The sequence below is a fragment of the Streptomyces sp. NBC_01314 genome, assembly GCF_041435215.1.
Classification (GTDB): Bacteria; Actinomycetota; Actinomycetes; order Streptomycetales; family Streptomycetaceae; genus Streptomyces.
Genome location: NZ_CP108394.1, coordinates 9,121,643 through 9,145,734, shown reverse-complemented (window position 1 = coordinate 9,145,734; position 24,092 = coordinate 9,121,643). Strand labels below are relative to the sequence as shown.

At 70.6% G+C, this 24,092-nt stretch carries 18 protein-coding genes and 1 tRNA gene; 5 read left to right on the top strand and 14 right to left on the bottom strand.

Annotated elements, in window-relative coordinates; all coding sequences use genetic code 11:
* Positions 1–38: 38 nt before the first annotated feature.
* The 3 genes from OG622_RS40270 to pgsA are packed head-to-tail and all read right to left on the bottom strand — an operon-like array spanning position 39 to position 2,970.
* Positions 39–1,199 carry a glycosyltransferase family 4 protein gene (locus OG622_RS40270; RefSeq protein WP_371581597.1) on the bottom strand — a complete coding sequence of 387 codons (1,161 nt, stop codon included), beginning with the start codon at positions 1,197–1,199 and terminating at the stop codon, positions 39–41.
* Entirely contained in the window at positions 1,196–2,233 is a 1,038-nt protein-coding gene (locus OG622_RS40265; RefSeq protein ID WP_371581596.1) for a phosphatidylinositol mannoside acyltransferase, read from the bottom strand. The genes OG622_RS40270 and OG622_RS40265 overlap by 4 nt, the downstream gene beginning before the upstream one ends.
* Positions 2,230–2,970, bottom strand: coding sequence for a phosphatidylinositol phosphate synthase (pgsA, locus tag OG622_RS40260; protein WP_371581594.1), 741 nt, complete (start codon positions 2,968–2,970; stop codon positions 2,230–2,232). The genes OG622_RS40265 and pgsA overlap by 4 nt, the downstream gene beginning before the upstream one ends.
* A gap of 276 nt (positions 2,971–3,246) precedes the next feature.
* Between pgsA and OG622_RS40255 the strand changes: the two genes are divergently transcribed.
* Together OG622_RS40255 and OG622_RS40250 are read left to right on the top strand one after the other, a co-directional pair.
* Positions 3,247–5,445 (top strand): elongation factor G-like protein EF-G2, encoded by a 2,199-nt coding sequence (locus OG622_RS40255; protein WP_371581593.1) that lies wholly within the window; start codon positions 3,247–3,249, stop codon positions 5,443–5,445.
* Between the two features lie 442 nt (positions 5,446–5,887).
* Positions 5,888–7,558: a hypothetical protein gene (locus OG622_RS40250; protein WP_371581591.1), complete on the top strand. Its 1,671-nt coding sequence runs from the start codon at positions 5,888–5,890 to the stop codon at positions 7,556–7,558.
* 183 nt (positions 7,559–7,741) lie between these two features.
* Here the strand turns inward: OG622_RS40250 and OG622_RS40245 are convergent, their stop codons facing one another.
* Positions 7,742–8,302: an HIT domain-containing protein gene (locus OG622_RS40245; RefSeq protein WP_371581589.1), complete on the bottom strand. Its 561-nt coding sequence runs from the start codon at positions 8,300–8,302 to the stop codon at positions 7,742–7,744.
* Positions 8,303–8,369: 67 nt separating this feature from the next.
* On the opposite strand from OG622_RS40245, the gene OG622_RS40240 reads away from it, so the two are divergent.
* Positions 8,370–9,026 (top strand): potassium channel family protein, encoded by a 657-nt coding sequence (locus OG622_RS40240; protein ID WP_371581588.1) that lies wholly within the window; start codon positions 8,370–8,372, stop codon positions 9,024–9,026.
* A gap of 91 nt (positions 9,027–9,117) precedes the next feature.
* Here OG622_RS40240 and thrS read toward each other — a convergent pair whose 3' ends face one another.
* The 3 genes from thrS to OG622_RS40225 form a co-directional block, all read right to left on the bottom strand.
* Positions 9,118–11,094 carry a threonine--tRNA ligase gene (thrS, locus tag OG622_RS40235; protein WP_371581587.1) on the bottom strand — a complete coding sequence of 659 codons (1,977 nt, stop codon included), beginning with the start codon at positions 11,092–11,094 and terminating at the stop codon, positions 9,118–9,120.
* A gap of 98 nt (positions 11,095–11,192) precedes the next feature.
* Positions 11,193–12,623, bottom strand: a complete 1,431-nt coding sequence (locus OG622_RS40230) for a hypothetical protein (protein WP_371581585.1) — start codon at positions 12,621–12,623, stop codon at positions 11,193–11,195.
* Positions 12,620–13,186 (bottom strand): DUF4365 domain-containing protein, encoded by a 567-nt coding sequence (locus OG622_RS40225; RefSeq protein ID WP_371581584.1) that lies wholly within the window; start codon positions 13,184–13,186, stop codon positions 12,620–12,622. Before OG622_RS40225 ends, OG622_RS40230 begins: the two co-directional genes overlap by 4 nt.
* 168 nt (positions 13,187–13,354) lie before the next feature.
* Here OG622_RS40225 and OG622_RS40220 point away from each other — a divergent pair, with 168 nt between their 5' ends.
* Positions 13,355–14,080, top strand: coding sequence for a 3'-5' exonuclease (locus tag OG622_RS40220; RefSeq protein WP_371581582.1), 726 nt, complete (start codon positions 13,355–13,357; stop codon positions 14,078–14,080).
* Between the two features lie 39 nt (positions 14,081–14,119).
* Here OG622_RS40220 and OG622_RS40215 read toward each other — a convergent pair.
* Positions 14,120–14,191 (bottom strand) — tRNA-Val (locus OG622_RS40215).
* A 39-nt stretch (positions 14,192–14,230) separates the two neighbouring features.
* Positions 14,231–14,689 carry an SRPBCC family protein gene (locus OG622_RS40210; protein WP_371581580.1) on the bottom strand — a complete coding sequence of 153 codons (459 nt, stop codon included), beginning with the start codon at positions 14,687–14,689 and terminating at the stop codon, positions 14,231–14,233.
* 67 nt (positions 14,690–14,756) lie between these two features.
* On the opposite strand from OG622_RS40210, the gene OG622_RS40205 reads away from it, so the two are divergent.
* A complete protein-coding gene (locus tag OG622_RS40205; protein ID WP_371581579.1) occupies positions 14,757–17,234 on the top strand; it encodes an SCO7613 C-terminal domain-containing membrane protein in 2,478 nt (825 codons plus the stop codon).
* 106 nt (positions 17,235–17,340) lie between these two features.
* On the opposite strand, the gene OG622_RS40200 is transcribed toward OG622_RS40205, so the two are convergent.
* The 5 genes from OG622_RS40200 to OG622_RS40180 form a co-directional block, all read right to left on the bottom strand.
* Positions 17,341–20,085: a Tat pathway signal sequence domain protein gene (locus OG622_RS40200; RefSeq protein WP_371581578.1), complete on the bottom strand. Its 2,745-nt coding sequence runs from the start codon at positions 20,083–20,085 to the stop codon at positions 17,341–17,343.
* A 112-nt stretch (positions 20,086–20,197) separates the two neighbouring features.
* Positions 20,198–20,806 (bottom strand): hypothetical protein, encoded by a 609-nt coding sequence (locus tag OG622_RS40195; RefSeq protein ID WP_371581576.1) that lies wholly within the window; start codon positions 20,804–20,806, stop codon positions 20,198–20,200.
* 12 nt (positions 20,807–20,818) lie between these two features.
* On the bottom strand, positions 20,819–21,718 hold the full coding sequence (locus tag OG622_RS40190) for a carbohydrate ABC transporter permease (protein WP_371581575.1): 900 nt from the start codon (positions 21,716–21,718) through the stop codon (positions 20,819–20,821).
* Positions 21,715–22,716: a carbohydrate ABC transporter permease gene (locus tag OG622_RS40185; RefSeq protein ID WP_371581573.1), complete on the bottom strand. Its 1,002-nt coding sequence runs from the start codon at positions 22,714–22,716 to the stop codon at positions 21,715–21,717. The genes OG622_RS40190 and OG622_RS40185 overlap by 4 nt, the downstream gene beginning before the upstream one ends.
* The gene (locus OG622_RS40180; protein ID WP_371581571.1) at positions 22,716–24,005 is read right to left on the bottom strand and encodes an ABC transporter substrate-binding protein; all 1,290 of its coding nucleotides are present in this window, start codon (positions 24,003–24,005) and stop codon (positions 22,716–22,718) included. Before OG622_RS40180 ends, OG622_RS40185 begins: the two co-directional genes overlap by 1 nt.
* Between the last annotated feature and the right edge of the window lie 87 nt (positions 24,006–24,092).

The following is a 24,092-nucleotide window of genomic DNA, read 5'->3' as shown; positions in this document are numbered from 1 at the left end:
GTCAGGGGCGGCGGGGGCGAAACACAACGCCCCCGCACTCAGTCCCGGGCCAGCCCCAACCGCGCCCGTAGTCCCGTCCGTTCGTCCGCCGCCACCGAGGCCGCGCCCTCCGTGACCGTTTCGTAGACGCCGAGGATGTCGGCGCCGACGGTCGACCAGTCGAAGCGGCGGACGTGGGCGCTGCCGCGTTCGCGGAGTTCGGCGCGGCGGGCCGGGTCGCCGAGCAGACGCACGGCGGCTGTCGCGAGGGCGTCCGCGTCCTCGTTGGCGAAGAGCTCGCCCGCGCTGCCCCGGTCGAGGACCTGGGCGAAGGCGTCGAGGTCGGAGGCGAGGACGGGGGCACCGGCGGACAGGGCCTCGACGAGGATGATGCCGAAGCTCTCGCCACCGGTGTTGGGGGCGACGTAGACGTCGACGCTGCGCAGGAAGCGGGCCTTGTCCTCGTCGCTGACCATGCCGAGGAACTCGACGCGGGAGCGCAGCTCCTTGGGCAGCGTCTCGACCGCCTCCTCCTCGTCCCCGCGCCCGGCGACGAGCAACCGGGCCTGGGGGCGTTCCGCGAGGATCTTCGGGAGGGCCTTCATCAGCACCGGCAGGCCCTTGCGGGGTTCGTCGATGCGGCCGACGAAGCCGAGGGTGTCGCCCTGCCAGTCGGGGTTGGGCTTGGCGCGGGCGAAGAAGTCGACGTCCACGCCGTTCGGGATGACGACCGCGTCGCCGCCCAGGTGTTCGACGAGGGTGCGGCGGGCGTACTCGCTCACCGCGATCCGCGCGCTGATCTTCTCCAGCGCGGGCTGGAGGATCGGGTACGCCGCGATCATCGCCCGGGAGCGCGGGTTGGAGGTGTGGAAGGTTGCGACGATCGGACCCTGCGCGGCCCAGCAGGCCAGCAGGCCCAGCGACGGGGAGGCCGGCTCGTGGATGTGGATCACGTCGAACGTGCCGTCGTGCAGCCAGCGCCGTACCCGGGCCGCCGACAGGAAGCCGAAGTTCAGGCGCGCCACCGAGCCGTTGTAGGGCACCGGGACAGCGCGGCCCGCGGAGACGACGTACGGCGGCAGCGGGGTGTCGTCGTCGGCGGGGGCGAGCACCGACACCTCGTGACCGAGACGGATGAGGTGGTCGGCCAGGTCACGGATGTGGAACTGGACTCCCCCGGGCACGTCCCAGGAGTACGGGCAGACGATCCCGATCTTCACGGCCGCCCCTTCTCGAAGCCGCTCCCGGGATCCGGCGCGTCCCCCTTCGCGAAGCCGCTCCCGGCGTCCGGCGCAGCCCCTTGCCCGGGACCCTGCGTGGAGTCCGTCGCAGGCTTCCCGGGGCCGTCGGGACCCTTCGCGGGGTCCAGGTCCGCGAGCCACAAGCGCTGGAGCATGTGCCAGTCCTCCGGGTGGTCGGCGATGCCGGTGGCGAAGACGTCTGCCAGCGCCTGTGTCATGACAGACGTCTTCTCGGCGCGGGTGCCTGTCTCGGGTACCTCGATCGGGGCGTGCAGGCGTCCCCGCATGACGGGAGAGTCGTCGTACCAGAGCGTCACCGGCAGCAGCAGCGCGCCGGTCTGCTGGGCGAGGAGGGCCGGACCGGCGGGCATCCGGGTCGGCTCACCGAAGAACTCGACCTCGACGCCGGACGCGGACAGGTCGCGGTCGGCGACCAGGCAGACCAGGCCGCCGTCGCGCAGCCGCCGGGCGAGGGTGCCGAAGACGGAACCGCCGTTGTGCGGCAGGACCTCCATGCCGAGGCCCTCGCGGTAGGCGACGAAGCGGTCGTAGAGCGTCTCGGGCTTGAGTCGTTCGGCGACCGTGGTGAACGGGGTCTTCAGCTCGGTGGTGACCCAGGCGCCGGCGAGGTCCCAGTTGGCGAGGTGCGGCAGCGCGAGTACGACGCCACGGCCGGAGGCGAGGCCGTCGGTGAGGTGGTGCAGGTCCCGGGCGGTGAAGCCGGTCCTGACACGTTCCTCGCTCCACGCGGGGAGGCGGAAGGACTCCATCCAGTAGCGCAGGTAGGAGCGCATGCCCGCGCGGGACAGCTCGGCGAGGCGCTCGGGGCTCGCGCCCGGCACTACGCGCGCGTAGTTGGCCTCCAGGCGGCGGACGAGGGGGCCGCGCCGCTTCCAGGTGGCGTCGGCGATCGTCCGGCCGAGGCGTACGGCGACGGGCTCCGGGAGCTTCTTGACGGCGCCCCAGCCCAGGCCGTACAGCCCGTCTGTCAATCGCTCCCGCAGAGCGCTCACGGGGTCGCCTCGCTGTTCCGGGCGGTGTCCGGCGATTCCTGGGCGGCTGCGGCGGCCGCCTCCGCCTCGGCCTCGGCGGACTCGCGACGCACGGTGACGACCCGCTGGATCAGCGTGACGAGGCTGCCGACGGCGACGATCCACAGGGCGACGGGCAGCAGGACCTCGATGCCGGGCACGCCGAACGCGTGCAGGCCCGAGAGGCCGGCCGCGACCAGCGAGATCACCAGGCGCTCGGCACGCTCCACGAGTCCGTTGACCGCCACGGGCAGACCGATCGACTCGCCGCGCGCCTTGGTGTACGACACCACCTGGCCGCTCGCCAGACAGAAGATCGAGACGGCGCACAGCGCGAGGTCGTCGCCCTTGCCCGCGTACCAGAGGGCGAAGCCGCCGAAGATCGCGCTGTCGGCGACCCGGTCGAGAGTGGAGTCGAGGAAGGCGCCCCAGCGGCTGGAGCGGCCCATCTGACGGGCCATGTTGCCGTCGACGAGGTCCGAGAACACGAAGAGGGTGATGACGATCGTGCCCCAGAAGAACTCGCCCCGGGGGTAGAAGACCAGCGCGCCCGCGATCACTCCGGCGGTTCCGAGGAGCGTGACCGTGTCGGGGCTGACGCCCCTGCGGATCAGAAACGCGGCGAACGGTGTGAGGACACGCGTGAAGAATGCACGCGCGTACTTGTTCAGCATGGCCTTCCCGAGGGTCGGTGTCGCCGCGTGGCCCCTGTTGGCCATCCGGCTGGCCCATCGTAGCCACGCGCGCGCGTGTGCGACCGTCGGGCACCAGCCCGCCGTCGTCCTGTCCTGATCGCACCGCTGTCACAGGGCGATCACGGAACGTCCCCACCGGGCCCGACCTGGGCCGTGGGGAGCGATCACGTCCCTCGTATGGACGCGCGGTGACGCGAGTGCCAAGCTCGAAGCCACCGCGGGCGTCATCGGAGCCGCCACCGCACGCGGATCCGTATGTCCGCGCCCACAGTGACCTCACCGTGCACGGGAGGCAGGACCATGGGCGACAAGGCGAACGCACACCCCGGAGCCGCCGGCAGAGCTACGGCGGCCGACCACCCCGCGTCCGTACGGAATGTGGTGCTGGTCGGCCACTCCGGATCGGGCAAGACGACGCTGGTGGAGGCTCTCGCGCTGACGGCGGGAGCGGTGAACCGGGCGGGCCGGGTGGAGGACGGCGGCACCGTCTCCGACTACGACGAGATCGAACACCGGCAGCAACGCTCGGTGCAGCTCTCCCTAGTCCCCGTCGAATGGGGCGGGTACAAGATCAATCTTCTGGACACACCCGGATACGCCGACTTCGTCGGGGAGCTCAGGGCCGGTCTGCGAGCGGCGGACGCGGCCCTTTTCGTCGTCTCGGCGTCGGACGGTGTCGACGGCTCGACCCGCATGGTGTGGGAGGAGTGCGCGGCGGTCGGCATGCCCCGGGCGATCGTGGTCACCCACCTGGAGGCCGCGCGGGCTGACTTCGACGAGATGACCAGAGTCTGCGCGGAGACGTTCGGCGGGGACGACCCCGACGCCGTGCTGCCGCTCTATCTGCCGCTGCACGGCCCACAGGGCCCGGACGGCCACGCCCCCGTGACGGGGCTGACCGGACTGCTGACGCAGAAGCTGTTCGACTACTCCTCCGGGGAGCGCAAGGAGTCCGAGCCGGGCCCCGAGCAGCTGCCGGCGATCGAGGAGGCCCGCAACCGGCTCATCGAGGGGATCATCGCCGAGAGCGAGGACGAGACCCTCATGGACCGCTATCTCGGCGGCGAGGAGATCGACGTCACGACCCTCGTCGACGACCTGGAACGGGCCGTCGCCCGCGGGGTCTTCCACCCCGTGCTGGCCGCCGCCCCCGCGGCCGACGGCGCCAGGCAGGGTCTGGGCACGGTCGAACTCCTCGAACTGGTCACCGGCGGCTTCCCCACCCCTCTGGAGCGCGAGACGCCCGCGGTCACCACCCCCGAAGGCAGGCCCCGCGAGATCAAGGCGGCCTGCGACCCGGACGGACCGCTGGTCGCCGAGGTCGTGAAGACCGCCAGCGATCCCTATGTGGGCCGTATCTCGCTGGTACGGGTCTTCTCCGGGACGCTGCACCCCGACGAGACGGTGCATGTCTCCGGGCACGGGCTGGCCGACCGGGGGCACGAGGACCACGACGTCGACGAGCGGATCGGCGCCCTGTCCACACCGTTCGGCAAGCAACAGCGGACGCTCACGCACTGCATCGCGGGCGACCTGGCGTGTGTGGCGAAGCTGAACCGCGCGGAGACCGGGGACACGCTCTCGGCCAAGGACGACCCGCTGCTCATGGAGCCGTGGGAGATGCCCGACCCGTTGCTGCCGCTCGCGATCCAGGCGCACAGCAAGGCCGACGAGGACAAGCTCTCCCAGGGGCTCGCCCGACTCGTCGCCGAGGATCCGACCATGCGGCTCGAACAGAACCAGGACACCCACCAGGTGGTCCTGTGGTGCCTGGGCGAGGCGCACGCCGACGTGGCGCTGGAACGGCTGCGCAGCCGGTACGGCGTCCAGGTCGACGTCGTACCGCACAGGGTCTCCCTGCGGGAGACGTTCGCCGACAGGTCGGCCGGGCGCGGCCGGCATGTGAAGCAGTCCGGCGGACACGGGCAGTACGCGATCTGCGAGATCGACGTGGAGCCGCTGCCCGGCGGCTCGGGCATCGAGTTCGTCGACAAGGTCGTCGGCGGCGCGGTGCCGAGGCAGTTCATCCCGTCCGTGGAGAAGGGGGTGCGGGCGCAGGCGGCCAAGGGGGTCGCGGCCGGCTATCCGCTCATCGACGTACGGATCACGCTGCGGGACGGCAAGGCGCACTCTGTGGACTCCTCGGACGCCGCGTTCCAGACGGCGGGCGCGCTGGCGCTGCGCGAGGCCGCGGTGGACGCGAAGATCCACCTGCTGGAGCCGGTGGCCGAGGTGTCGGTCCTGGTCGGCGACTCGTACGTGGGGCCCGTGATGAGCGACCTGTCCGGGCGGCGCGGCCGGGTCGTCGGCACCGAGCAGGCGGGTGGGGGGCGCACCCTCGTCCGGGCCGAGGTACCGGAGATCGAGATCGACCGGTACGCCGTCGATCTGCGCTCCCTGTCCCACGGCACCGCGCGCTTCGGCCGCCGGTACACGCGGCACGAGCCGATGCCCTCCCATGTGGCCGAGAAGGTCCGCGAACAGACGAAGGAGCACTGACCCGACGGCGAACCGACGGTCCGGGACAGCCGGTCCGGGACCGGCTGTCAGGAACCGACGGTCCAGGACCGGCCGTCAGGAACCAAGAGTCCGGAACCTGCCGTCGGAACCGACCGTCCGGGACCGGCCGTTGGAACCGACCGGCCGGAAACCACCGTACGGAAACCACCGTTCGAGACCGACGGAAGACAGCGGCGACCTGTCGGCGGGCGGCCTCGGCCGTCCGCCGAGGGCCGTGGGGTGGGACGAGGCCGGTTCTCGGCCGCGTGCGGTGGGTTCCGTGAATGTCCGTTCTTCGCACCGCGCGATGTCCGGGGCTGCGGATACGCTGATCACCTGATCGACAAGTATGGCTCGATCAGGTCCGGATCAGGTTATGACCTGATCAACAGGTGTGCGGAGCACGGAAGTCGGGAAGAGCCGCAGGAGCGAGTATGCGGCGATGGGGGCGGCGGCGGTGGCGGACAATTTCGATTTCACTCCCGGGGCACAGGTGCCGCTGATGGGCACCGCGGGACAGACCGCGGCGACGTACGCCCTGGCGTCCGCGGCCTACCGGGACAACGAGATCGCGGAGATCCTCAAGGCCAACAACGACTGGCACAAGTCCACGGTCAAACCGGGCCGCAAGTGGGCGACCATCTTCCGGCCGAACCTCGGGGAGGCGTTCTCCCTCGCGGTGCGGGACCGGATGGTCGGCGCGGGCCGCAAACCGCTCATCCAGTCCTTCGGCATGGAGCCTCAGGTCGTCGTCGAGCACTGCCTCGCGGCGAACAACATCCGCCGCGAGCGCGACAACTGGCTCTCGGCGGTGATGGTCCTGTGCGGCCTGCTCTTCCTGCCCGGGCTGCTCCTGTGGCTGTTGGTCTTCCAGATCCGCACGACGGTCGCCAAGCGTGACAAGCGCGCCGGTGCACTCGGCACCACGCTGCTGGTGGCCGTGGGGGGCCTCGCAGTGATCTTCCTGCTCAAGATGCCGTTCGACGGTATCTGGGCCTGGTACGCGCGTGCGTGCGTCGTGCTGCCCGTGGTCGGCTGGTTCTGGGCCAAGCAGATCTGCGAGCGGGCCGCCGCGGATCTGCGGGACCGCTGGTCCGGCCTGCTGGCCGGCGGGGGCGTCGGCGCCAAGATCCCTGAGGCCGTGCCCGGCAGCCCCAACGAGACCAAGGCCGAGCAGCTGCGCAAGGAGCTGGCCCGGCTCAGCGCCGAACAGCGCTCCAACCTCGTCTTCTACGCGGGCCCCAAGGGCATCCTCGGCATGGGCACCCGCTGGGGCGCCTGGCAGCTGGCCGAGGACCTCGTGCCGGCCGACTCCGGCAAGGAGATCCACCCGTTCCGCAGCTGGGACGTCATACGCGCCATCCACGACCAGCTCCGCATGCTGGAGCGCACCCCCCTCAACACCGGTGGTTTCACGGCGCCCTCCATCAAGCACTGGGTCGTCAGCCCCATCGGCGAGGGCGCCGGCGCGGTGGCCCGGCCCGACAGCACCGACGTGGACGCCTACCAGTACAAGAACCACGCGATACAGGAGATCTGCAACAAGCAGCACTTCGGCAGCGGCAACCGGCACTACCTGGGTGTCCAGTGGACGCTCTGGGACGGTCAGTTGATCATCACCATGATGGTCACGGTCACCGTGCTGCACCAGACCCTGCGCATCGAGGTGACCGGGCACGCCCTGGGCCCCGTGCACGGACTGTTCACGACCGGGCCGGCGGCCAAGGAGAAGGAAGTCCAGAAGTCGCTGAGGTTCTGGGAGACCCGCAAGGTGAAGCTCCCCCTCGTCGACGCGGACGAGGTCGTACGGCTCGCCGCGCGCGCCCCGCTGACCTGGTACCCGCCGCTGCTCAACTGGCTCGGCGGGTCCATGGGCCTGCCCGAGCCGTTCGGTCTGCGGCACGCCTGGGCCGACCAGCCGTGGCGGCACCGCTTCATGGCCGACGACGCGCTGCGCGCCGCCACGCCCGTGCTCCGCGTGGTGCACAACGCCGCGATCAAGGTCCTCAAGGACAACGGCGTGGACACCGAGAAGTTCGGCTCGCGGGCCGGGTTCCTCAGCGGGGCGGTGCAGGACCCGACGCCGCGGAAGGCGGACCTCTACGACGCGTGAGCGCTGCGCTCGCTCGGCCGGACGGGGGGCGTGAGGTTGGGGTTCGCTGGCGAGTGCGGGTCCGGTGGGGGCTGGTCGCGCAGTTCCCCGCGCCCCTGAAAAGCAGGGGCTGCGCCCCGTGCTTTTCAGCCTGCGCGACCAACCCCCGCCCACCCCCAGCCGAACAGCCACCCGCCCCGGCGGTCACACCGTCGGCCAGGCCTCCGCGAGCATCTTCCTCGTGTCGGCCAGGAGCTGCGGCAGGATCCGCGTGTGGCCGACGACCGGCATGAAGTTGGTGTCGCCGCCCCAGCGGGGGACGATGTGCTGGTGGAGGTGGGCCGCGATACCGGCTCCCGCGACCGTGCCCTGGTTCATGCCGATGTTGAAGCCGTGGGCGCCGGAGGCGGTGCGCAGGGCGGTCATGGACTGCTTGGTCAGCTCGGCCAGCTCGGTGGTCTCCGACCCGGTGAGATCCGTGTAGTCGGCGACGTGCCGGTAGGGCACGACCATGAGGTGGCCGCCGTTGTACGGGTAGAGGTTGAGCACCGCGTACACGTGCTCCCCGCGCCTGATGATCAGGCCGTCCTCATCCGATTTCGCCGGAATCGAGCAGAACGGACAGCCGTCTTCGGCGCCGGGGCCGGTCGGCTTGTTCTCACCCTGGATGTACGCCATCCGGTGGGGCGTCCACAGGCGCTGGAACGCGTCCTGCGTTCCCACTCCGATCTGCTGCTCCGGCTCACTCGTCATGCAGTGCAGCATATGACTTCGCCCGTTCGCGGCGTGTCGCCGGGTACCGGGGCGGGACGGGCGGGGCCAAGCTGAGGCGATGGACCTCGACAGCCGCGCGCTCCGCTGGGAACAGCGCACCGGACGCGTCCTCGCCGGGGCGTCGGCCCTCTTCCTCGCCTCCTACACGGTACGGGTGCTCGCCCACGGCCTCCCCCAGGGCTGGCTCGACCTCTGTCTCGCGGTGACCCTGCTGACCTGGGCGGTGTTCGCCGTCGACTACGCGGTGCGCTGGCGGCTGAGCGGGCTGGGCCCGAGCTTCGTCCGCGTGCGCTGGCTCGACACCCTCGTGCTGGTACTGCCACTGCTGCGGCCCCTGCGCGTGGTGCAGATCCACGACAACGTACAGCGACACCACGACCGGCCCCGGCTCTCCCTGCACGCGCGCGTGGCCGTCTACGCGGGCCTGTCGGTGACCCTGCTCGGCTTCACCGGCGCCCTCGCCGTCTACCAGCAGGAACACACGGCGCCCGACGCGACGATCCTGACCTTCGGGGACTCCCTGTGGTGGACCTGCTCCACGCTCGCGACGGTGGGGTACGGGGACGTCACACCCGTGACCCCGCAGGGGCGGCTGATCGCCGTGTTCCTGATGGCCTGCGGTCTCGCGCTGCTCGGGGCGGTGACGGGGTCGTTCTCGTCGTGGCTGCTGCAGGTGTTCGCACGGGAGGACGAGCGGAGGCCCCCGGGGAGCTGAACCCCAGGGGCCTTTCGATCACGCGCTCACCCGCGCCGCGTCACCCGCGTGCTTCCGCACGCCGCACCACGCCGCCGGTGCGCCGTACGCCTCAGATCTGGACGCGGTCCTCCACGACCTTCGCGATCTTCGCGATGGCCTCCTCGACGGGGATGCCGTTCTCCTGGGAGCCGTCGCGGTAGCGGAAGGAGACCGCGCCGGCCGCCATGTCCTCGTCGCCCGCGATGACCATGAAGGGCACCTTGGCCTTCTGGGCGTTGCGGATCTTCTTCTGCATACGGTCGGAGGAGGCGTCGACGTCGACGCGCAGCCCCTTCTTCTTCGCCTCGGCGGCGAACTTCCGCAGGTACTCCACGTGCGCGTCGCCGATCGGGATGCCGACCGCCTGGACGGGAGCCAGCCAGGCCGGGAACGCGCCCGCGTAGTGCTCGAGGAGTACCGCGAAGAACCGCTCGATCGAGCCGAACAGCGCGCGGTGGATCATGACCGGGCGCTGCTTGGAGCCGTCCGGGCCGGTGTACTCGAGGTCGAAGCGCTCGGGCAGGTTGAAGTCGAGCTGGACCGTGGACATCTGCCAGGTCCGGCCGATCGCGTCCTTCGCCTGGACGGAGATCTTCGGACCGTAGAACGCGGCGCCGCCCGGGTCCGGGACCAACGGCAGGCCCTGCTTCTCGGCGACCTGGCGGAGGGTCTCGGTCGCCTCTTCCCACGCCTCGTCCGAGCCGACGAACTTCTCCGGGTCCTTGGTGGACAGCTCCAGGTAGAAGTCCGTGAGGCCGTAGTCGCGCAGCAGGTTCAGGACGAAGGTGAGCGTCTTGTCGAGCTCGTCGGCCATCTGCTCGCGGGTGCAGTAGATGTGCGCGTCGTCCTGGGTGAAGCCGCGGGCACGGGTCAGACCGTGCACGACTCCGGACTTCTCGTACCGGTACACGGTCCCGAACTCGAAGAGGCGCAGCGGCAGTTCACGGTACGAGCGACCGCGCGCGTCGAAGATCAGGTTGTGCATCGGGCAGTTCATGGGCTTGAGGTAGTAGTCCACGCCCTCGTCGAGCTGCATGGGCGGGTACATGCCGTCGGCGTACCAGTCCAGGTGGCCCGAGAGCTCGAAGAGCTTCCCCTTCGTGGCGTGCGGGGTGTAGACGAACTCGTATCCCTCCTCCTCGTGGCGGCGGCGCGAGTAGTCCTCCATGACCCGGCGGATGATGCCGCCCCTGGGGTGGAAGACGGCGAGGCCGGAGCCGATCTCGTCCGGGATGGAGAACAGGTCGAGTTCGTTGCCCAGCTTGCGGTGGTCGCGCTTCTCGGCCTCGGCGAGGAAGTCCAGGTGTGCCTTCAGCTCCTCCTTGGAGGGCCAGGCGGTGCCGTAGATGCGCTGGAGCATCGGATTCTTCTCGCTGCCGCGCCAGTACGCGGCGGCGTTGCGCATCAGCTTGAACGCCGGGATGTTGCGGGTGGTGGGCAGGTGCGGACCCCGGCAGAGGTCCTTCCAGCACAGGTCTCCGGTCTTGGCGTCCAGGTTGTCGTAGATCGTCAGCTCGCCGGCGCCGACCTCGACGTCCGCGCCGTCGTCGGAGGAGGCCGAGCCCTTGAGGCCGATCAGCTCCAGCTTGTACGGCTCGTGTCCCAGCTCCTCGCGGGCGGCCTCGTCGGTGACGACGCGGCGCGAGAAGCGCTGGCCGCGCTTCTGGATCTCCTGCATCTTCTTCTCGACGGCCTTGAGATCCTCGGGCGTGAAGGGCTTCTCGACGTCGAAGTCGTAGTAGAACCCGTCCCGGACCGGCGGGCCGATGCCCAGCTTCGCGTCGGGGAACAGCTCCTGCACGGCCTGGGCCATGACATGCGCGGTGGAGTGGCGCAGGATGTTCAGGCCGTCCTCGGAGGAGATCTCCACGGCCTCGACGGTCTCGCCGTCCCGCACCTCGTACGCGAGGTCCTTCAGCTCACCGGCCACGCGGGCGGCGACGACGGTGCGCTCACCGGCGAAGAGGTCGGCGGCCGTAGTGCCCGTCGTCACCACGCGCTCGTCCCGCTCGGAATCGCGTTGGATGATCACACGGACGTCGGACACCGGTTTCTCCTACCTGAAGGGGCGGCCCGGCCGTCTGCGGCCTGGGCCATCGGTAGGGATCGTACCGAGCCCGGGGTGCTCCTCGCGAAACAGATACCTCAGTCCCCTCCGCAGGCCTCCTCGAAGAAGGCCGTGATCTCCGCGGTCTCCTGGAGCGACTTCATCAGCCGGTCCCGCTCCGCCTCGTCGACCTGCACGGGTGCGATCCCGTCGGCGTTCGTGAGCCGGCGGAACCCGCCCCGGCTCTCCAGCCTCCCGTGCACCCGGACCGGCAGTCCCACGAGATGGGCCTGCCCCGCGATCCGGTACGACTCCTCGTCCAGGGTCATGCGGACGTGCGGGACCTCTGCGCCGGCGAGGACCCGCAGCCGTACCGTGCCCTCGCCGCGCGCCGCCGACCTGCGCATCCGCACCACGGCACCGGTGATCCGCACCGGCATCGAGGGCTCCTCGCGCAGATAGCGGGCCCCGGCCTCGCGGAGCACGGGCAGGTCGCCCGGTGAGAACTCGACGGGCTCGGCCGGTGTCGCGCCGCCCTCGGGGACCCCGGCGGCGGGCGCCCAGTCGACGGCGACGCGGGCGCCCTCGGTGCCTCGGACGAGGGCGACGAGTGCCTCGGTCAGCTCGTGGCTGACCCCGGCCTCGACGGCGCCGTCGAAGGCGTCCATGCCGCCGGTGGCGCGCTGGTAGTCGATGGCCTCGCGGGCGGCGTACAGGGCCTGGTGGAGGCGTAAGGCGAGGGGGCGGCCGGTGGCCACGGGGACGAAGGCGGTGAGGCGGCGGCCACCGGGGGCGGCGCCGACGAGGACGCCGTCGAGGGAGGCTGCGGCGGGCAGGCGGTGCCGGGCGCCGTAGTAGCCGGCACGCGCGCGGGTGGCCAGCGCCGCCGCGAGGAGCATCTGGCGGGCGGCCGAGCGCAGTTGGTCCTCGACGACCCAGGAGGCGGTGCCCAGCGGACCGGTCGGCACGTCCCGCCACCAGTGGATCTCGTCGCTGGGCACGGCGAGCGCGGTCAGCACGTCCCGCGCGGCGGGCGAGCCGCTCCGGGACAGGGCCGTGAGGGCTTCGCCGAGCAGGTCGTCGCTGTCGGGGAAGGCCCGGTTCTCGGGCACGAGCAGGCTCATGCCCCGCCCGGCCGGCCCCGGTGGGGTCCAGCGGCCGTAGCGTCCGGCGGCTCCGCCCCGCCGCTGCCAGCCGTGCCGGTGCAGCAGGGTGCCGAGGACCGCGGGGTCGACCTGGGCGGGGTCGGGCGGCCGGGTCCAGGTGGGCTCGACGGGGTGGGGCGGCACGGAACGCACGGGCTCCCCGATGGGACGGCGTACGGGCACGTCCTCCTCGTACGGACGGATCGTCCGTCCGCCCTCGCCATGGGGACGGCTCACCGGCCTGTCCTCGGCGTAGGGGCGTCGGCCGGGCGTCTCCTCACGGTGCGGGCGTCGGCCGGACGCGTCGTCGTAGGGCTGTCGGCCGGGTCCCTCGCCGTGAGGGAGTGGGCCGGGGCCGTCGTCGTCGATGGGGCCGTGGGTCACGGTCTGCCTCCCGTTCCGACGCGCGTCATGATCTCGCAGAGCGCTCGGTCGTCGAAGATGCGCGAGGTCGGTATACGCACGGTGGTGCGGTGCCGACCGGTGATCGGGTGTCCGGCGAGGTTGATCCAGTAGCAGCAGTGCCGCAGGTCGAGCCGGTCGTGGCCGGCCCGCAGCCACTGCTCCTGCGATCTGGGGACGATCATCACGACCAGGATCTTGTGCACCGAGACGGGTGTGCGGGCGAGCTTCGTCAGGTGCTGGTTGTCGAGGGTGAAGGAGAAGAACCGGCCCGTCGGGTTCGGCGCGAGCTGGTAGGTGGCCTTGAGCTGCACCTTGATGGTGACTTCGTCGTCGACGGTGTGACCGGGTGAGCCGTGGCTGACGTGCCAGTCGATGCCGTTGTCCGGAAAGGGCTGGGAGAGCGAGCAGCCGGCCGCGGCGGCCACCGCGTGCAGGTAGCCCACCTGCAGGGTCTCCATGCAGGCGGTGGTGGCGAGGGAGCCGCGGTGCGATGCCTCGTGCTCGGGCAGCAGCCCGCCCCGCTCGGGCTGCGCTATGGCCATGACCAACAGCCTTCCCATGCAGGTGTTTCGCCGTGCCGAGCCCCTGAACTGCACGGACCCGTACTTCTGTTGTCTCCTTCCGGCGTACGGCGCAAACAGCCCGGGTATCACCAAACTGGCAGAAGACGGAACGTCAGCTGCCGTGGGTGAAGGAGGAGTTGTGTACATATGACGTGTTGGTACGAGGGGCCCTTGGCGGCGTTCGACACGGAGACCACGGGTGTGGACGTCGAGACCGACCGGATCGTGTCGGCCGCCGTCGTCGTCCAGGACGCGCCCGGCGCCCGTCCTCGGGTGACGCGGTGGCTGGTGAACCCGGGCGTGCCGGTGCCCGCCGCGGCGACGGCGGTGCACGGGCTGACGGACGAGCAGTTGCAGCGCGACGGCCGCTGGCCGGCGCCGGTGATGGAGGAGATAGCCAGGGCGCTGGCCGAGCAGGCGGTGCGCGGCCGTCCGCTGGTGGTCATGAACGCGCCGTTCGATCTGACCATGCTCGACCGTGAGTTGCGGCGGCATCGCGCCTCGTCGCTGGACCACTGGTTCGAGGCGACACCCTTGCGGGTCCTCGATCCGCGCGTCCTGGACAAACATCTGGACCGCTACCGCAAGGGCCGGCGCACCCTCACCGATCTGTGCGCGCACTACGAGGTCGCGCTGGACGGCGCGCACGACGCGGGGGCCGACGCGCAGGCGGCGATGGACGTCGTCCGCGCGGTGGGGCGCCGTTTCGCGACCCGGCTGGCCCGCCTCTCCCCCGCCGAACTGCACACGCTGCAGGCCGTGTGGCACGCGGCACAGGCACGCGGTCTGCAGGCCTGGTTCGCGCGCAGCGGCACGGAGGAGGCGGTGGACCCGGCGTGGCCGCTGCGTCCGGAACTGTCGGCGGCGGCATGAAAAAAGCCGGTCCGCGTGTGCGGACCGGCTTTTACCCGGTGGGCGATACTGGGTTCGAACCAGTGACCTCTTCGGTGTGAACGAAGCGCTCTCCCACTGAGCTAATCGCCCGGGAACGGACTGAACAATACAGGTCCCGACGGGTCTGGTTCAAACCGCTTGCCCAGGGGCCGCGAGGTACGCGAGGAGTCCCCGTCGTCCTGCCCGCATCATCAGCGCGTGGTTGGCGCGGAACACGGGCCGTCCCGGTACGGCGAGCCGCCTCAGCAGGGGCTTGGTGACGTCGACTTCCTGGTCGTAGCGGGCCAGGGTGCCGGGCCCGTCAGCGGTGAGCGTCCAGCGGGCCCACCCGTCCAGGTCACCAGCCATCTCGATCTCCAGGATCCCGGCCGTCGCGTCGCGCCGTGTCTCCCGCGCGGTGAAGGCGAGGTCGTACGGCAGGACCGAACGGATCCGGATGGTGCCGGTGGTGTCGTCGATCCGGATCACCTCGCGGACCTGTGGCCACCAGTGCGGATAGTCGTCGGCCCGCTGGAGCACCTCGTACACGGCGGCGGGCGGCGCGGGCAGGATCCAGCGGCTGCGGAAGCGGTAGTGGCACCAGTCCATGGTCGGATTGTGCCTGTACAGGGGCCCTTCACGGGAGATCTGAGTACGTCCTTGAGTATCCGCACTCATGTCGTACGGCGTGACGCGGACCACACTCCGTGGCATGACGCATTTTCCGTCCCCGGCCGAGGAGTTGCGGGTCCTCGACTCCGAACTGCGGCAACTCGACGCCCGCCGCGCCTTCCTGCTGTCGCGCCGCGCCTGGCTGGTGAACATCCTGTCCGCGCCGGCGCCCTCGCTCGCCACACCCTCCGTGCCGCCCGCGCGTCGCCCCGAGACGACGGCGCCGAGTGTCCAGAACGTGCTGCTGGTTCTCGGCGGCGTCCTGCTGACCATCGCGGCGATCGCGTTCACGCTGGTCAGCTGGGGGGACATGGGAATCGCCGGCCGGGCGCTGGTCCTGGCCGCGGTGACCGTGGCCGCGCTGGGCACCCCGGTGCCGCTGCTCCGCCGCGGCCTGCGCTCGACCGCCGAGGCGGTGTCCGGCCTCGGCCTCGCCCTGACGGTCCTCGACGCGTACGCCCTGCATGAGGTCACGTTCACCGGCACGGACGGCATGAGCTACGCGGCGGCCGCGGCGGCGGTGCTGGCGGTGGTGTGGGCGGCGTACGGCCTGGGCCTCGGCGCGTCGGCGGCCTCGGCGCCGAAGGACGCGGAGAGCCGACCGGCGATCTCGCGCGCCCCGCTCCGCCTGTCCTTCCCCCTGGCGCTGGTGGCCGCTCAACTCCCGCTCCTGCTCTGGTCGTTCGCCGTGCAGGCGAGCGTGGAGACGGTCACGGCCGTGCTGCTGGTGACAGCGGCGGCCGACACCACGATCGCGCTCCTGGTGCCCCTCAAGCCGGTACGGATGGTCGCCGTGGTCGGCGCGTTCGGCTGGGGCGCCTGGGGTGTACTGGCGGCCGGGTGGCTCTCGTGGGCCGCCGCCGGCCCGAGCGCCGCCGCCCGTGCGGCGGCGCTCCTCGCCCTCGCCGCGGCGATCGCCCTGACGGCCGCCTGGCTCGTCCCGAAGCCGGCCCTGGCCCTCGGCACCGCACTCACCGGCGGGCTCCTCCTGGTCGTCGGCCTCGGCGGCATCGCCCGCGCGGGCCTGCCCGAGGTGTGGACGGTCCCGGCCCATCTCCTCTGCGGGATCGCCCTGTTGGCAGCCGTACGGACGCGGGCTCCCGAGCCCGTACGCCGGGGCCTCGCCCACGCGTCCGCCGTAGTCCAGGGCCTCGCCCTGGCCACCGCGCTGCCGACCGTGGCCATCGCACTGCTGGGCCCGGTCAGCCGGGTCGCGCGAGTCTGGTCCGGGGCGCCCGTGGACGCCCGCGCGGCGGTGACGCTCGACGCGCCCTGGCCCACGAACACGGCGACGGTGCCCCTGGTACTCGCCGTCGTCGCCGGGGTGCTGGCCGTGGCCGTGCGCACCGCCTCCTGGCGGACCCCGGCCCTGGTCGGCGCCTCCGTCCTCACCTGGGCAACGGCCCTGGTCCTCCCCGCAGTCCTCGAACTGCCGTACACGGCCGGGCTGGTGACGCAGGGCCTCCTGGTCGTGGCCACGCTGGGCCTCGCCGGATTCGTACGGTCCGCCGAGCCCAGGGGTCTGCAGGCACCACTGCCCCTCACCGGCGCCCTCCTGGCCGTCGTCACTTCCCTGAGCCTGGCCCTCCACTCCCTCGCCACCGAAGCGGCGACCCTCACCGTCCTCGCCACCTCGACCGCCCTGTTCGCGGCGGCGGCCCGGCGCGCAGGCCTCGGCCCCCTGACCGCGCCCGCGTCCCTCGCTCACGCCGCCGCCCTGACCTGCGCGATCGGCGCCTCGGCCGGCTGGGAGCCGCAGCACACGGCCCTGCTCGTCCTCATGGTCCCGGCCGCGGCGGCCCTGCTCGCGGCGCGCCTCGGCGGATCCCCCATGACGATCCCGGTCGAGGCGACCGGCGCCGCGGCCGGCCTCCTGGCCATCGCCCTGTCCGCCACGCACCCGCCCCTGCTGGCTCTGACCCTCGCGCTCTGCGGGGTCATCGCCGCGGGCACAGCCGTACGTCCGGACCGCCGGCACATCGGCTACGCCGCGACCGCACTCTTCGTACTGGCCTCCTGGGTACGGCTGGCGGCCTGGGAGGTCGGGTCCGCGGAGGCGTACACCCTGCCGGTGACCGTCCCGGCCCTGGTCGTCGGCCACCTGCGCCGGCGCCGGGACCTGACGGCCTCGTCCTGGACGGCGTACGGCCCGGGCCTCGCCGTCACACTCGTCCCGGGCCTCGTCGCGGCCTGGGGCGACGCACACTGGCTCCGCCCCCTGCTGCTGGGCGCCGCCGCCCTGCTGATCACCCTCCTGGGCGCCCGCCACCGCCTGCAGGCTCCCATCGTCCTCGGCGGCACGGCACTCACCCTGGTCGCCCTGCACGAACTCGCGCCGTACATCGCCCAGGTCGTGGACGCCCTCCCCCGTTGGGCGCCTCCCGCACTCGCGGGACTGGTACTGCTCGCCCTGGGCGCCACGTACGAGCAGCGGTTGCGCGACGCACGGCGTATGCGGGACATGCTCGGAAAGCTCGGCTGAGGCGCCCCTTCAGGGACGCGGGGAACTGCGCGACCAGCCACAACGGCCCCACAGTTCCCCACAACGCCAAGGCGCCCCCAGTCCCCCGGCGAACCTCAGCGGAGCGTCACGGCATCTTGTCGCCCACCAGCGCCAGGTTCTGGATCGCCGCCAACCCGTACAGCGCCGTCGCGTTGGTCGACACCCACGCCGCCTCGCTGCCCGGCACGAGCGCCGTCGGCCCCTCGATCTTCTTCGTGGACCAGTCGGTCGACTCCTTGTAGTCCCAGGTGTCGGCACTGTTGTAGAACTGCCGCCACGCACGGGCCGCCAGCTTGTCGTCGCCCAGCTGGACCGCCGCGTAGGCGTCCTGCCGCGAGTGGCCCTGGAAGAGCAGCAAGCTCCCGAAGTTGGAGCCGTAACGCGCCGCCTGTTCCGCCTTCGTCGCGTTGAAGTAGCGGCAGTAGTCGAGCCAGGCCTCCTTGAACTTGGGCATCTCGATCTGGTCGAGGAGTTCGGCGTTCAGCTCGACCAGGCCGAACATCGCCGACAGGTGCGAGACGCCGACCTTGGCCTCGGTGGCGACGGCGAACTTGCCGGTGTCCAGGTCGTAGAGCGCGTTGCCCTGGACGAAGCCGTTCGGCTGGGCCGCGATCGTCTCCATGGTCGACAGCACGCGGGCCTTGGCCTTCTCCCACTTGGGCCCGCGCCGCTCCCACTCGGTCAGCCACGCCGAGACGAGACCGGACCAGTCGGTGCCGAAGCCGATCGACAGCGCGTTCCGGTCGGGGGTGTAGGGCTCGGTGCGGATCTTGCGGATCGGGTCGAGGACGAGGAACGTCTCGTCGGAGTCGACGTTGGCGTGCATGAGGTCGCCGACGCGTTCGTCGGCGGTGAGGAAGTAGTAGTAGCGGCGGTAGGTGGTGTTGGCGATCCGCTGCTGCTTGGCGCTGTCGGCGTAGTGCTGGACGCCGTGGCGGGTGCCGAGTCCGGCCCATTTGCCGAGGTGGTAGACGTCCACCTCGCCGGTGTGGCGGGTCATGGCCTCGGCGAAGCGGAAGATGTCCGCGCGTCCGGAGCGCATGTACGCGAACCAGAGCCACAGGTCCGGCGAGAGTTCGGAGTTGTCCCAGGCGTAGCCGCCGACGTCGTAGCACCACTGGTGGCGGCTGGGGTCGTAGCTGTGCATGATGTCGCCGTAGTCCCAGAAGCCGTACCACCGGCGCATCTCCACCTGGTCCTTGTAATAGGTGAAGAGGAAGTCGAGGTGGTTCTCGATCTTCGCCTTGGCGGCGGTGGAGCGGTCCGGCTCGGCGAACAGCCGTCCGAAGACGCCCGCCTTGACCAGCTGCTTGGGCGGGGTGGCGAGCTGCGGGGGTGTGCGGACCGCCTCGACCTGCTCGGCCATGGCTTCGGCGCTCGGCGTGGAGTCGTGGGCCCAGAAGAGGAGTTCGCTGGTGCGGGCGATGCCGTAAGGGGTGCCGAACTCGGGCTCGTAGTCCTCGTAGGTGATGTTGAGGCCTTCGAGCTGCTCGGCGAAGGTGTCCTGGCCCATGCCGTCGTGGTAGAAGCGCAGGTCCATGGGCTGCGCCTCGGGTGACCAGAGCCAGAGCGTGACCTCGGCCGTGTCGGTGTTGGCCTCGCGGATGTCGAGCTGGGCGGGGAACTTCTCCCAGAAGTCCCGCAGGCCGAAGGCGAACCCGCCGGACGCGCCACCGACGTACCCGAAGCCGCTGGCCCGCCGGCCGCCACCGGCCGGGATCCAGCCGTGGCCCTTCTTGGTGCGCTTGCGGACCCCGAAGCCGTCGGCGGACAGCTGCGAGAGCGTGTAGTCGCCCCACTCGGGGATGTACTGCAGGCGGGTCGTGACGCGCTGGTCCCAGGTGGAGGGGTCGGGCAGCTTCTTCCCCTCGAACTGGGCGGTGCGCACCGCCGTCCCCGGGTCGCGCCGCAGCCCGGTGATGCCCTTGACCGCCTCGCGCAACAGCCCCGTGCCCTCGCCGCCGATGCGGATGTGGCGGTCGTACGCGGCATCGCGCATCGGCACCTCGAAGCGGACGCCGATGCCGCGAATGAAGTCGCCGCCGGCCTTTCCGGGCTCCTGGGTGCCGTCGAAGGTGATGGTGTGCACCATGCGGAACGACTCGGCGCCCGCGTAGAAGTACAGGCGGATCGAGAAGGGCAGCCAGCTGTGGCTTCCCTTGCGGTGCTTGCCGTCGATGCGGACCACGGCACGCACCGGGCCCTCCTGCTCGACCTTCACCTCGTCGATGGCGCTCTCGTAGCGCTGGGACTTCTCCGTGCCCTGGTCGCCGTTCTCGATCTCGGGCTGGCGCAGCAGCACCAGGCGTCCGGCTTTGGCGATCTCGGTGGAGCCGCGCAGCACGGACTTCACGAGCGTGGAGCCGGACGTGGGGATCTTGGCGGTGATGACACCGGTCGACACGTCGATGGTGGCGCCGCGCCGTTCGACGGTGACCTTCTTCTCCGGCGCGGTCGGCGTGCCCGCGGCGAGGGTGAGCTTGCCGGAGCCGGCGCCCGCGCCCACCGCGTGCGCGGTCCACTTGAGGGAGCCGTCGGGCCAGTAACCGATCGGCCAGGACTGCACGGCCACAGGCTTGCCGTCGGCGTCGGTCAGGGAGAACGACTGTTCTTTCTCGTACGCGCCCTTCGGCCAGGGCACACCCACGGTCGAACCGGGGGCGGCGCCGAGCCCGCCGTCCTCCAGCCAGTCCAGGGTCACCGGGTCCGCCTCCGCCGCGGCTCTGGGCGCGGCGGACGCGTTCGAATTCCCTAGCGCCCAGCTGAACTGCGTGGCGGCTCCTGCGACGGCGGCCGCCTTGAGAAGGGACCTGCGGTCGATGGGGGACATGGCCTTTCCTTTCCGTACGGGAAGTCTTGCGTGCGGGTAGTCAGGGGCATGACAGAGGGTGGTGCGGCGCCTCCGGGGCGCCGACCTGGGTGCGTGGCACCGGCCGCTCAGGTCAGCGGCGGCGCCGGTACCGCTCCTCCACGGCGACGGCGGCAGCCGCGACGGCCCCGAGGACCGGGATCGCCAGCGGCGCGACGAACCAGGCGGAACAGGCCACCACGGCCAGTCCGCCGACGAGCAGGAAGGATCCGGCGGGGTCGAGCACGGTCCGCCGCCCGGCCGTGCCGAGCAGCGCCCGCCAGGCGGCGTCGGGCCGCCAGACCGCCGCCGCGCGCAGTCCGGCGACGACGGCGCCGATCAACGCGAGGACGCCGATCGCGCCGACCAGCGGCCCGCCCGGAATCCCGGCGCGTACGGCCTGGACGTCCACCCACACCGCCGCGAGCGCCGCCCATCCGGCGAGCCCGACGAGCCAGCCGCCGCGCACCGCCGTCCGGAAGTCGGCGACGAACTCCCGCCAGCCGCCGGTCTCATGAGCCGTACGGCGTCTCAGGTGCCGGGAGCCGGCGGCGAACGCGGCGGGATACGTGACCAGCGGCAGTGAGGCCAGCGCGATCCACACCCCGGTGAGCAGACACTCGGCGAACAGCGCGAACCGTTCGGCGAGCACGGACTCCTCGCGCGGTGCGGCGGCTTTCGCACGGGCACGGGCCTGGGCCATGGTCAGCTCACCTCAGCCCTTCAGGCCCGAGGTGGCCATGCCGTCGATCAGATAGCGCTGGAAGGCGAGGAAGAAGGCGAGCACCGGCAGCAGGGCCACCAGCGACATCGCGATCATGCCGCCGTAGTTGGCGACGGCGTCCTGGTCCACGAACATCTTCAGACCGAGCGAGACCGTGTACTTCTCGGGCTCGTTCAGATAGATCAACGGGCCCATGAAGTCGTTCCAGGAGTTGATGAAGGTGAAGATCGCACTGGTGATCAGCGCGGGCCGGCACAGCGGCAGCACGATCGACCAGTAGATCCGGAAGTGCCCGCAGCCGTCGAGCCGCGCCGCCTCGTCGAGCTCCTTGGGCAGGTTCCGCATGAACTGCACCATCAGGAAGACGAAGAACGCCTCCGTGGCCAGGTACTTCGGGAGCAGCAGCGGGGTGTACGTGTTGATCATGTCCATGTTGCGGAACAGCACGTACTGAGGGATCAGCAGTACGTGGTACGGCAGCAGGAGGGTGCCGATCATCAACGTGAAGAGCAGATTGCGGCCCGCGAACCTGATCTTCGAGAAGGCGTACGCCGTCAGCGAGCAGGACACCAGGATCCCGATCACCGAACCGACGGCGAGGAAGAGCGAATTGAAGAAGAACGTGGAGATCGGGATGTCCGCGATGCCGTCGGCGAGGCTCGTGTAGTTCGAGATGATCGGGTCGCCCGGGAAGAGGTCCAGACTGCCGATGACCTCCTCGCTCTTCTTGAACGAGCCACCGATGACCCAGATCACCGGGTAGAGGATCACCGCGAGGATCGCGAGGGACCCGATGTGCCAGGCGAGGGAACCGGGCAGCCTGCGCCGCAGGGCACCCGCCTTCGTGGACGGGGCCGGGGCTGGGGTGATCTCGGTGGCCTGTGCGCTCATCGGGCGCCTTCCTCGTAGTGCACCCAGCGCTTCTGGGACCAGAACAGCACAGCCGTCACCAGGGCGACCGCGACCAGCAGCATCCAGGCCATGGCCGAGGCCAGACCCATCCGGCTGTTCTCGAAGCCCTGGACGTACAGATAACAGGTGTAGACCATCGAACCGTCCGCCGGACCACAGGCGTTGCCGCCGGCGCCGCCGCCCACGATGTAGGCCGAGCTGAAGATCTGGAAGGAGTGGATCGTCTCCAGCAGGACGTTGAAGAAGAGGACCGGGGAGATCATCGGCAGGGTGATGTTCCAGAACCGCCGGAACGTGCCCGCCCCGTCGACCTCGGCCGCTTCGTACAGCTCGCGCGGGACCTGCTTGAGGCCGGCGAGGAAGATGACCATGGGGGCGCCGAACTGCCAGACGGTGAGCGCCACCAGGCTGTAGATGATCATGTCCGGGTCGCCGGTCCAGCCGCCGACGTCGATCCCGAAGATCTTCTGCGTACGGTCCACGATCGCGTCGTCGGAGAAGATCGCCTTCCAGACGATCGCGATGGAGACACTGGCGCCGATCAGCGACGGCGCGTAGAAGGCGGCCCGGTAGAAGGCCTGCCCCCGCCGCTTCTGCGCCAGCAGCAACGCCACCCCGAGGGCCGCGGCCAGCTTGATCGGCGTACCGACGACGACGTACCAGAGCGTCACCCGCACCGAATGCTGCCAGCGCGGATCGGCGAGCATCTCGGAGAAGTTGTCGAGGCCGATCCACTGGGGCGCGTCGAACAGGTTGTAGTCGGTGAAGGCGAAGTAGAGCGAGGCGGCCATCGGGCCCGCTGTCAGCAGCAGGAACCCGGCGATCCACGGGGACATGAAGAGGTAGCCGGCCAGGGTCTCCCGGCGGCCCCGCCGCTTGAGCGCGGCGGGGCGGGGAGCCTTGGCCGGACGGTGCCGCGGCTCGGAGTCCTTGGTCAGGTCCTCCATCACAGGGGCGTGCGTCACGGCGGTTCCCATCAGCTGCCGAGAGCCGTCTTCGACTCGGTGAAGAACTGCTTGACGGCGTCGTCCACCGACCGCTTGCCCATGGCGAGTTCCTCGGCGATGCGCATGAACCCGGCCTCACAGATGTCCGCGCCGTTCGGATGCGGGGTGATGGGCTCCAGGACGCCGGCCGCGACGAGGGACTCCTCGTAGGCGGCGATCGCCTTGTTGACCGGGTCGGTCGGCTGGAACGCGTCGTACTGGGCCTGCGTCGCGGGCACTCCCCGGTCGTAACCCATGATCTTGGCGACCTCGGGCTCGTGCACCATGAAGTCGATGAACTGCGCGACTTCCTTGGGGTGCTGGGTGCGCTTGGACCCGCTGAGCATGAGGGAGCCGAGGTACTGGCCGGTCTTCTTGCCGTCCGTGGTCGGGATGGGCGCCAGGCCGTACTCGCTCTTGCCCTCGGAGGTGTAGCGGACGGTGAAGTTGTCCCAGGTGAACTCACCGGCGGCGAGTTCCGCGGCGACAGCCGACTTGGGCTTGATCTGGGCGACCTTCTTGGGGTCGGCGTAGAAACCCTCCTCGATGCCCTTCTCGGCCTTCGCCCACCATGCCTTCAGGTCCGCCTCGGTGAAGCCGAGCCCGTCCTCCGTGAAGAACGCCTTGCCGTTCTGGCGCAGATAGAGGTCGTAGAGGTACATCACGCCGTACATGCCGCTGTCGCCGGCGCGCCCCGCCTTGTCCCGGATCTTCTTCATCGCGGCGTCGAAGTCGTCCCAGGTCCAGCCCTGCTCCGGCTTCACACCCGACTTGGTGTAGACAGGCTTGTCGATCACCAGGGCCATCGAGTTGGAGCCGACCGGAACGCCGAGCAGCTTTCCGTCGACCTCGCCGAACTTCTCCAGGCCCGCCCTGAAGCCCTCCAGGGAGAGGTTGCCCGCCTCGACCTGCGCGTTGAGATCGAGCAGCACATTCTTCGCATCGTATTTCCGCAGGAATCCGATGGCATTCTGGAACACATCCGGCGGATTTCCACCGGAAGCCTGGGTGTTGAACTTCTTCCAGAAGTCCGGATACACCTGGAAGTCCGTCTTCACCTTGATCTTCGGGTACTTCTTCTCGAAAAGCGCGATGGTCTTCTTGATGCGCTCCGCGCGGTCCTCCGCACCCCACCAGGCGTAACGGATCGTCACCGTCCCGTCCCCCGCGTCACTGCCGCCGCCACAGGCCGTGGCGGTCGCCCCCAGACCCGCGACGGCCAGTGAGGCTCCGGCCACCTTGAGGACCGTTCGCCTCTCAACGTTCCTGTTCTGCTGCATGGTTGAGTCTCCCCGCGACGTTGCGTCCGCGCCATGAATCGTTTCAAGTAAGCGCTTGCTGCCACAAGGTACGGAGACCCTCAGGAG

Coding starts and splice junctions, on each gene's coding strand:
- OG622_RS40240 (WP_371581588.1), top strand. CDS start 8,370: ATGGACCTCGACAGCCGCGCGCTCCGCTGGGAACAGCGCACCGGACGC.
- pgsA (WP_371581594.1), bottom strand. CDS start 2,970: ATGGCCAACAGGGGCCACGCGGCGACACCGACCCTCGGGAAGGCCATG.
- OG622_RS40250 (WP_371581591.1), top strand. CDS start 5,888: ATGGGGGCGGCGGCGGTGGCGGACAATTTCGATTTCACTCCCGGGGCA.
- OG622_RS40220 (WP_371581582.1), top strand. CDS start 13,355: ATGACGTGTTGGTACGAGGGGCCCTTGGCGGCGTTCGACACGGAGACC.
- OG622_RS40205 (WP_371581579.1), top strand. CDS start 14,757: ATGTCGTACGGCGTGACGCGGACCACACTCCGTGGCATGACGCATTTT.
- OG622_RS40190 (WP_371581575.1), bottom strand. CDS start 21,718: ATGAGCGCACAGGCCACCGAGATCACCCCAGCCCCGGCCCCGTCCACG.
- OG622_RS40210 (WP_371581580.1), bottom strand. CDS start 14,689: ATGGACTGGTGCCACTACCGCTTCCGCAGCCGCTGGATCCTGCCCGCG.
- OG622_RS40255 (WP_371581593.1), top strand. CDS start 3,247: ATGGGCGACAAGGCGAACGCACACCCCGGAGCCGCCGGCAGAGCTACG.
- OG622_RS40245 (WP_371581589.1), bottom strand. CDS start 8,302: ATGCTGCACTGCATGACGAGTGAGCCGGAGCAGCAGATCGGAGTGGGA.
- OG622_RS40185 (WP_371581573.1), bottom strand. CDS start 22,716: ATGGGAACCGCCGTGACGCACGCCCCTGTGATGGAGGACCTGACCAAG.
- OG622_RS40195 (WP_371581576.1), bottom strand. CDS start 20,806: ATGGCCCAGGCCCGTGCCCGTGCGAAAGCCGCCGCACCGCGCGAGGAG.
- OG622_RS40225 (WP_371581584.1), bottom strand. CDS start 13,186: ATGGCCATAGCGCAGCCCGAGCGGGGCGGGCTGCTGCCCGAGCACGAG.
- OG622_RS40200 (WP_371581578.1), bottom strand. CDS start 20,085: ATGTCCCCCATCGACCGCAGGTCCCTTCTCAAGGCGGCCGCCGTCGCA.
- OG622_RS40180 (WP_371581571.1), bottom strand. CDS start 24,005: ATGCAGCAGAACAGGAACGTTGAGAGGCGAACGGTCCTCAAGGTGGCC.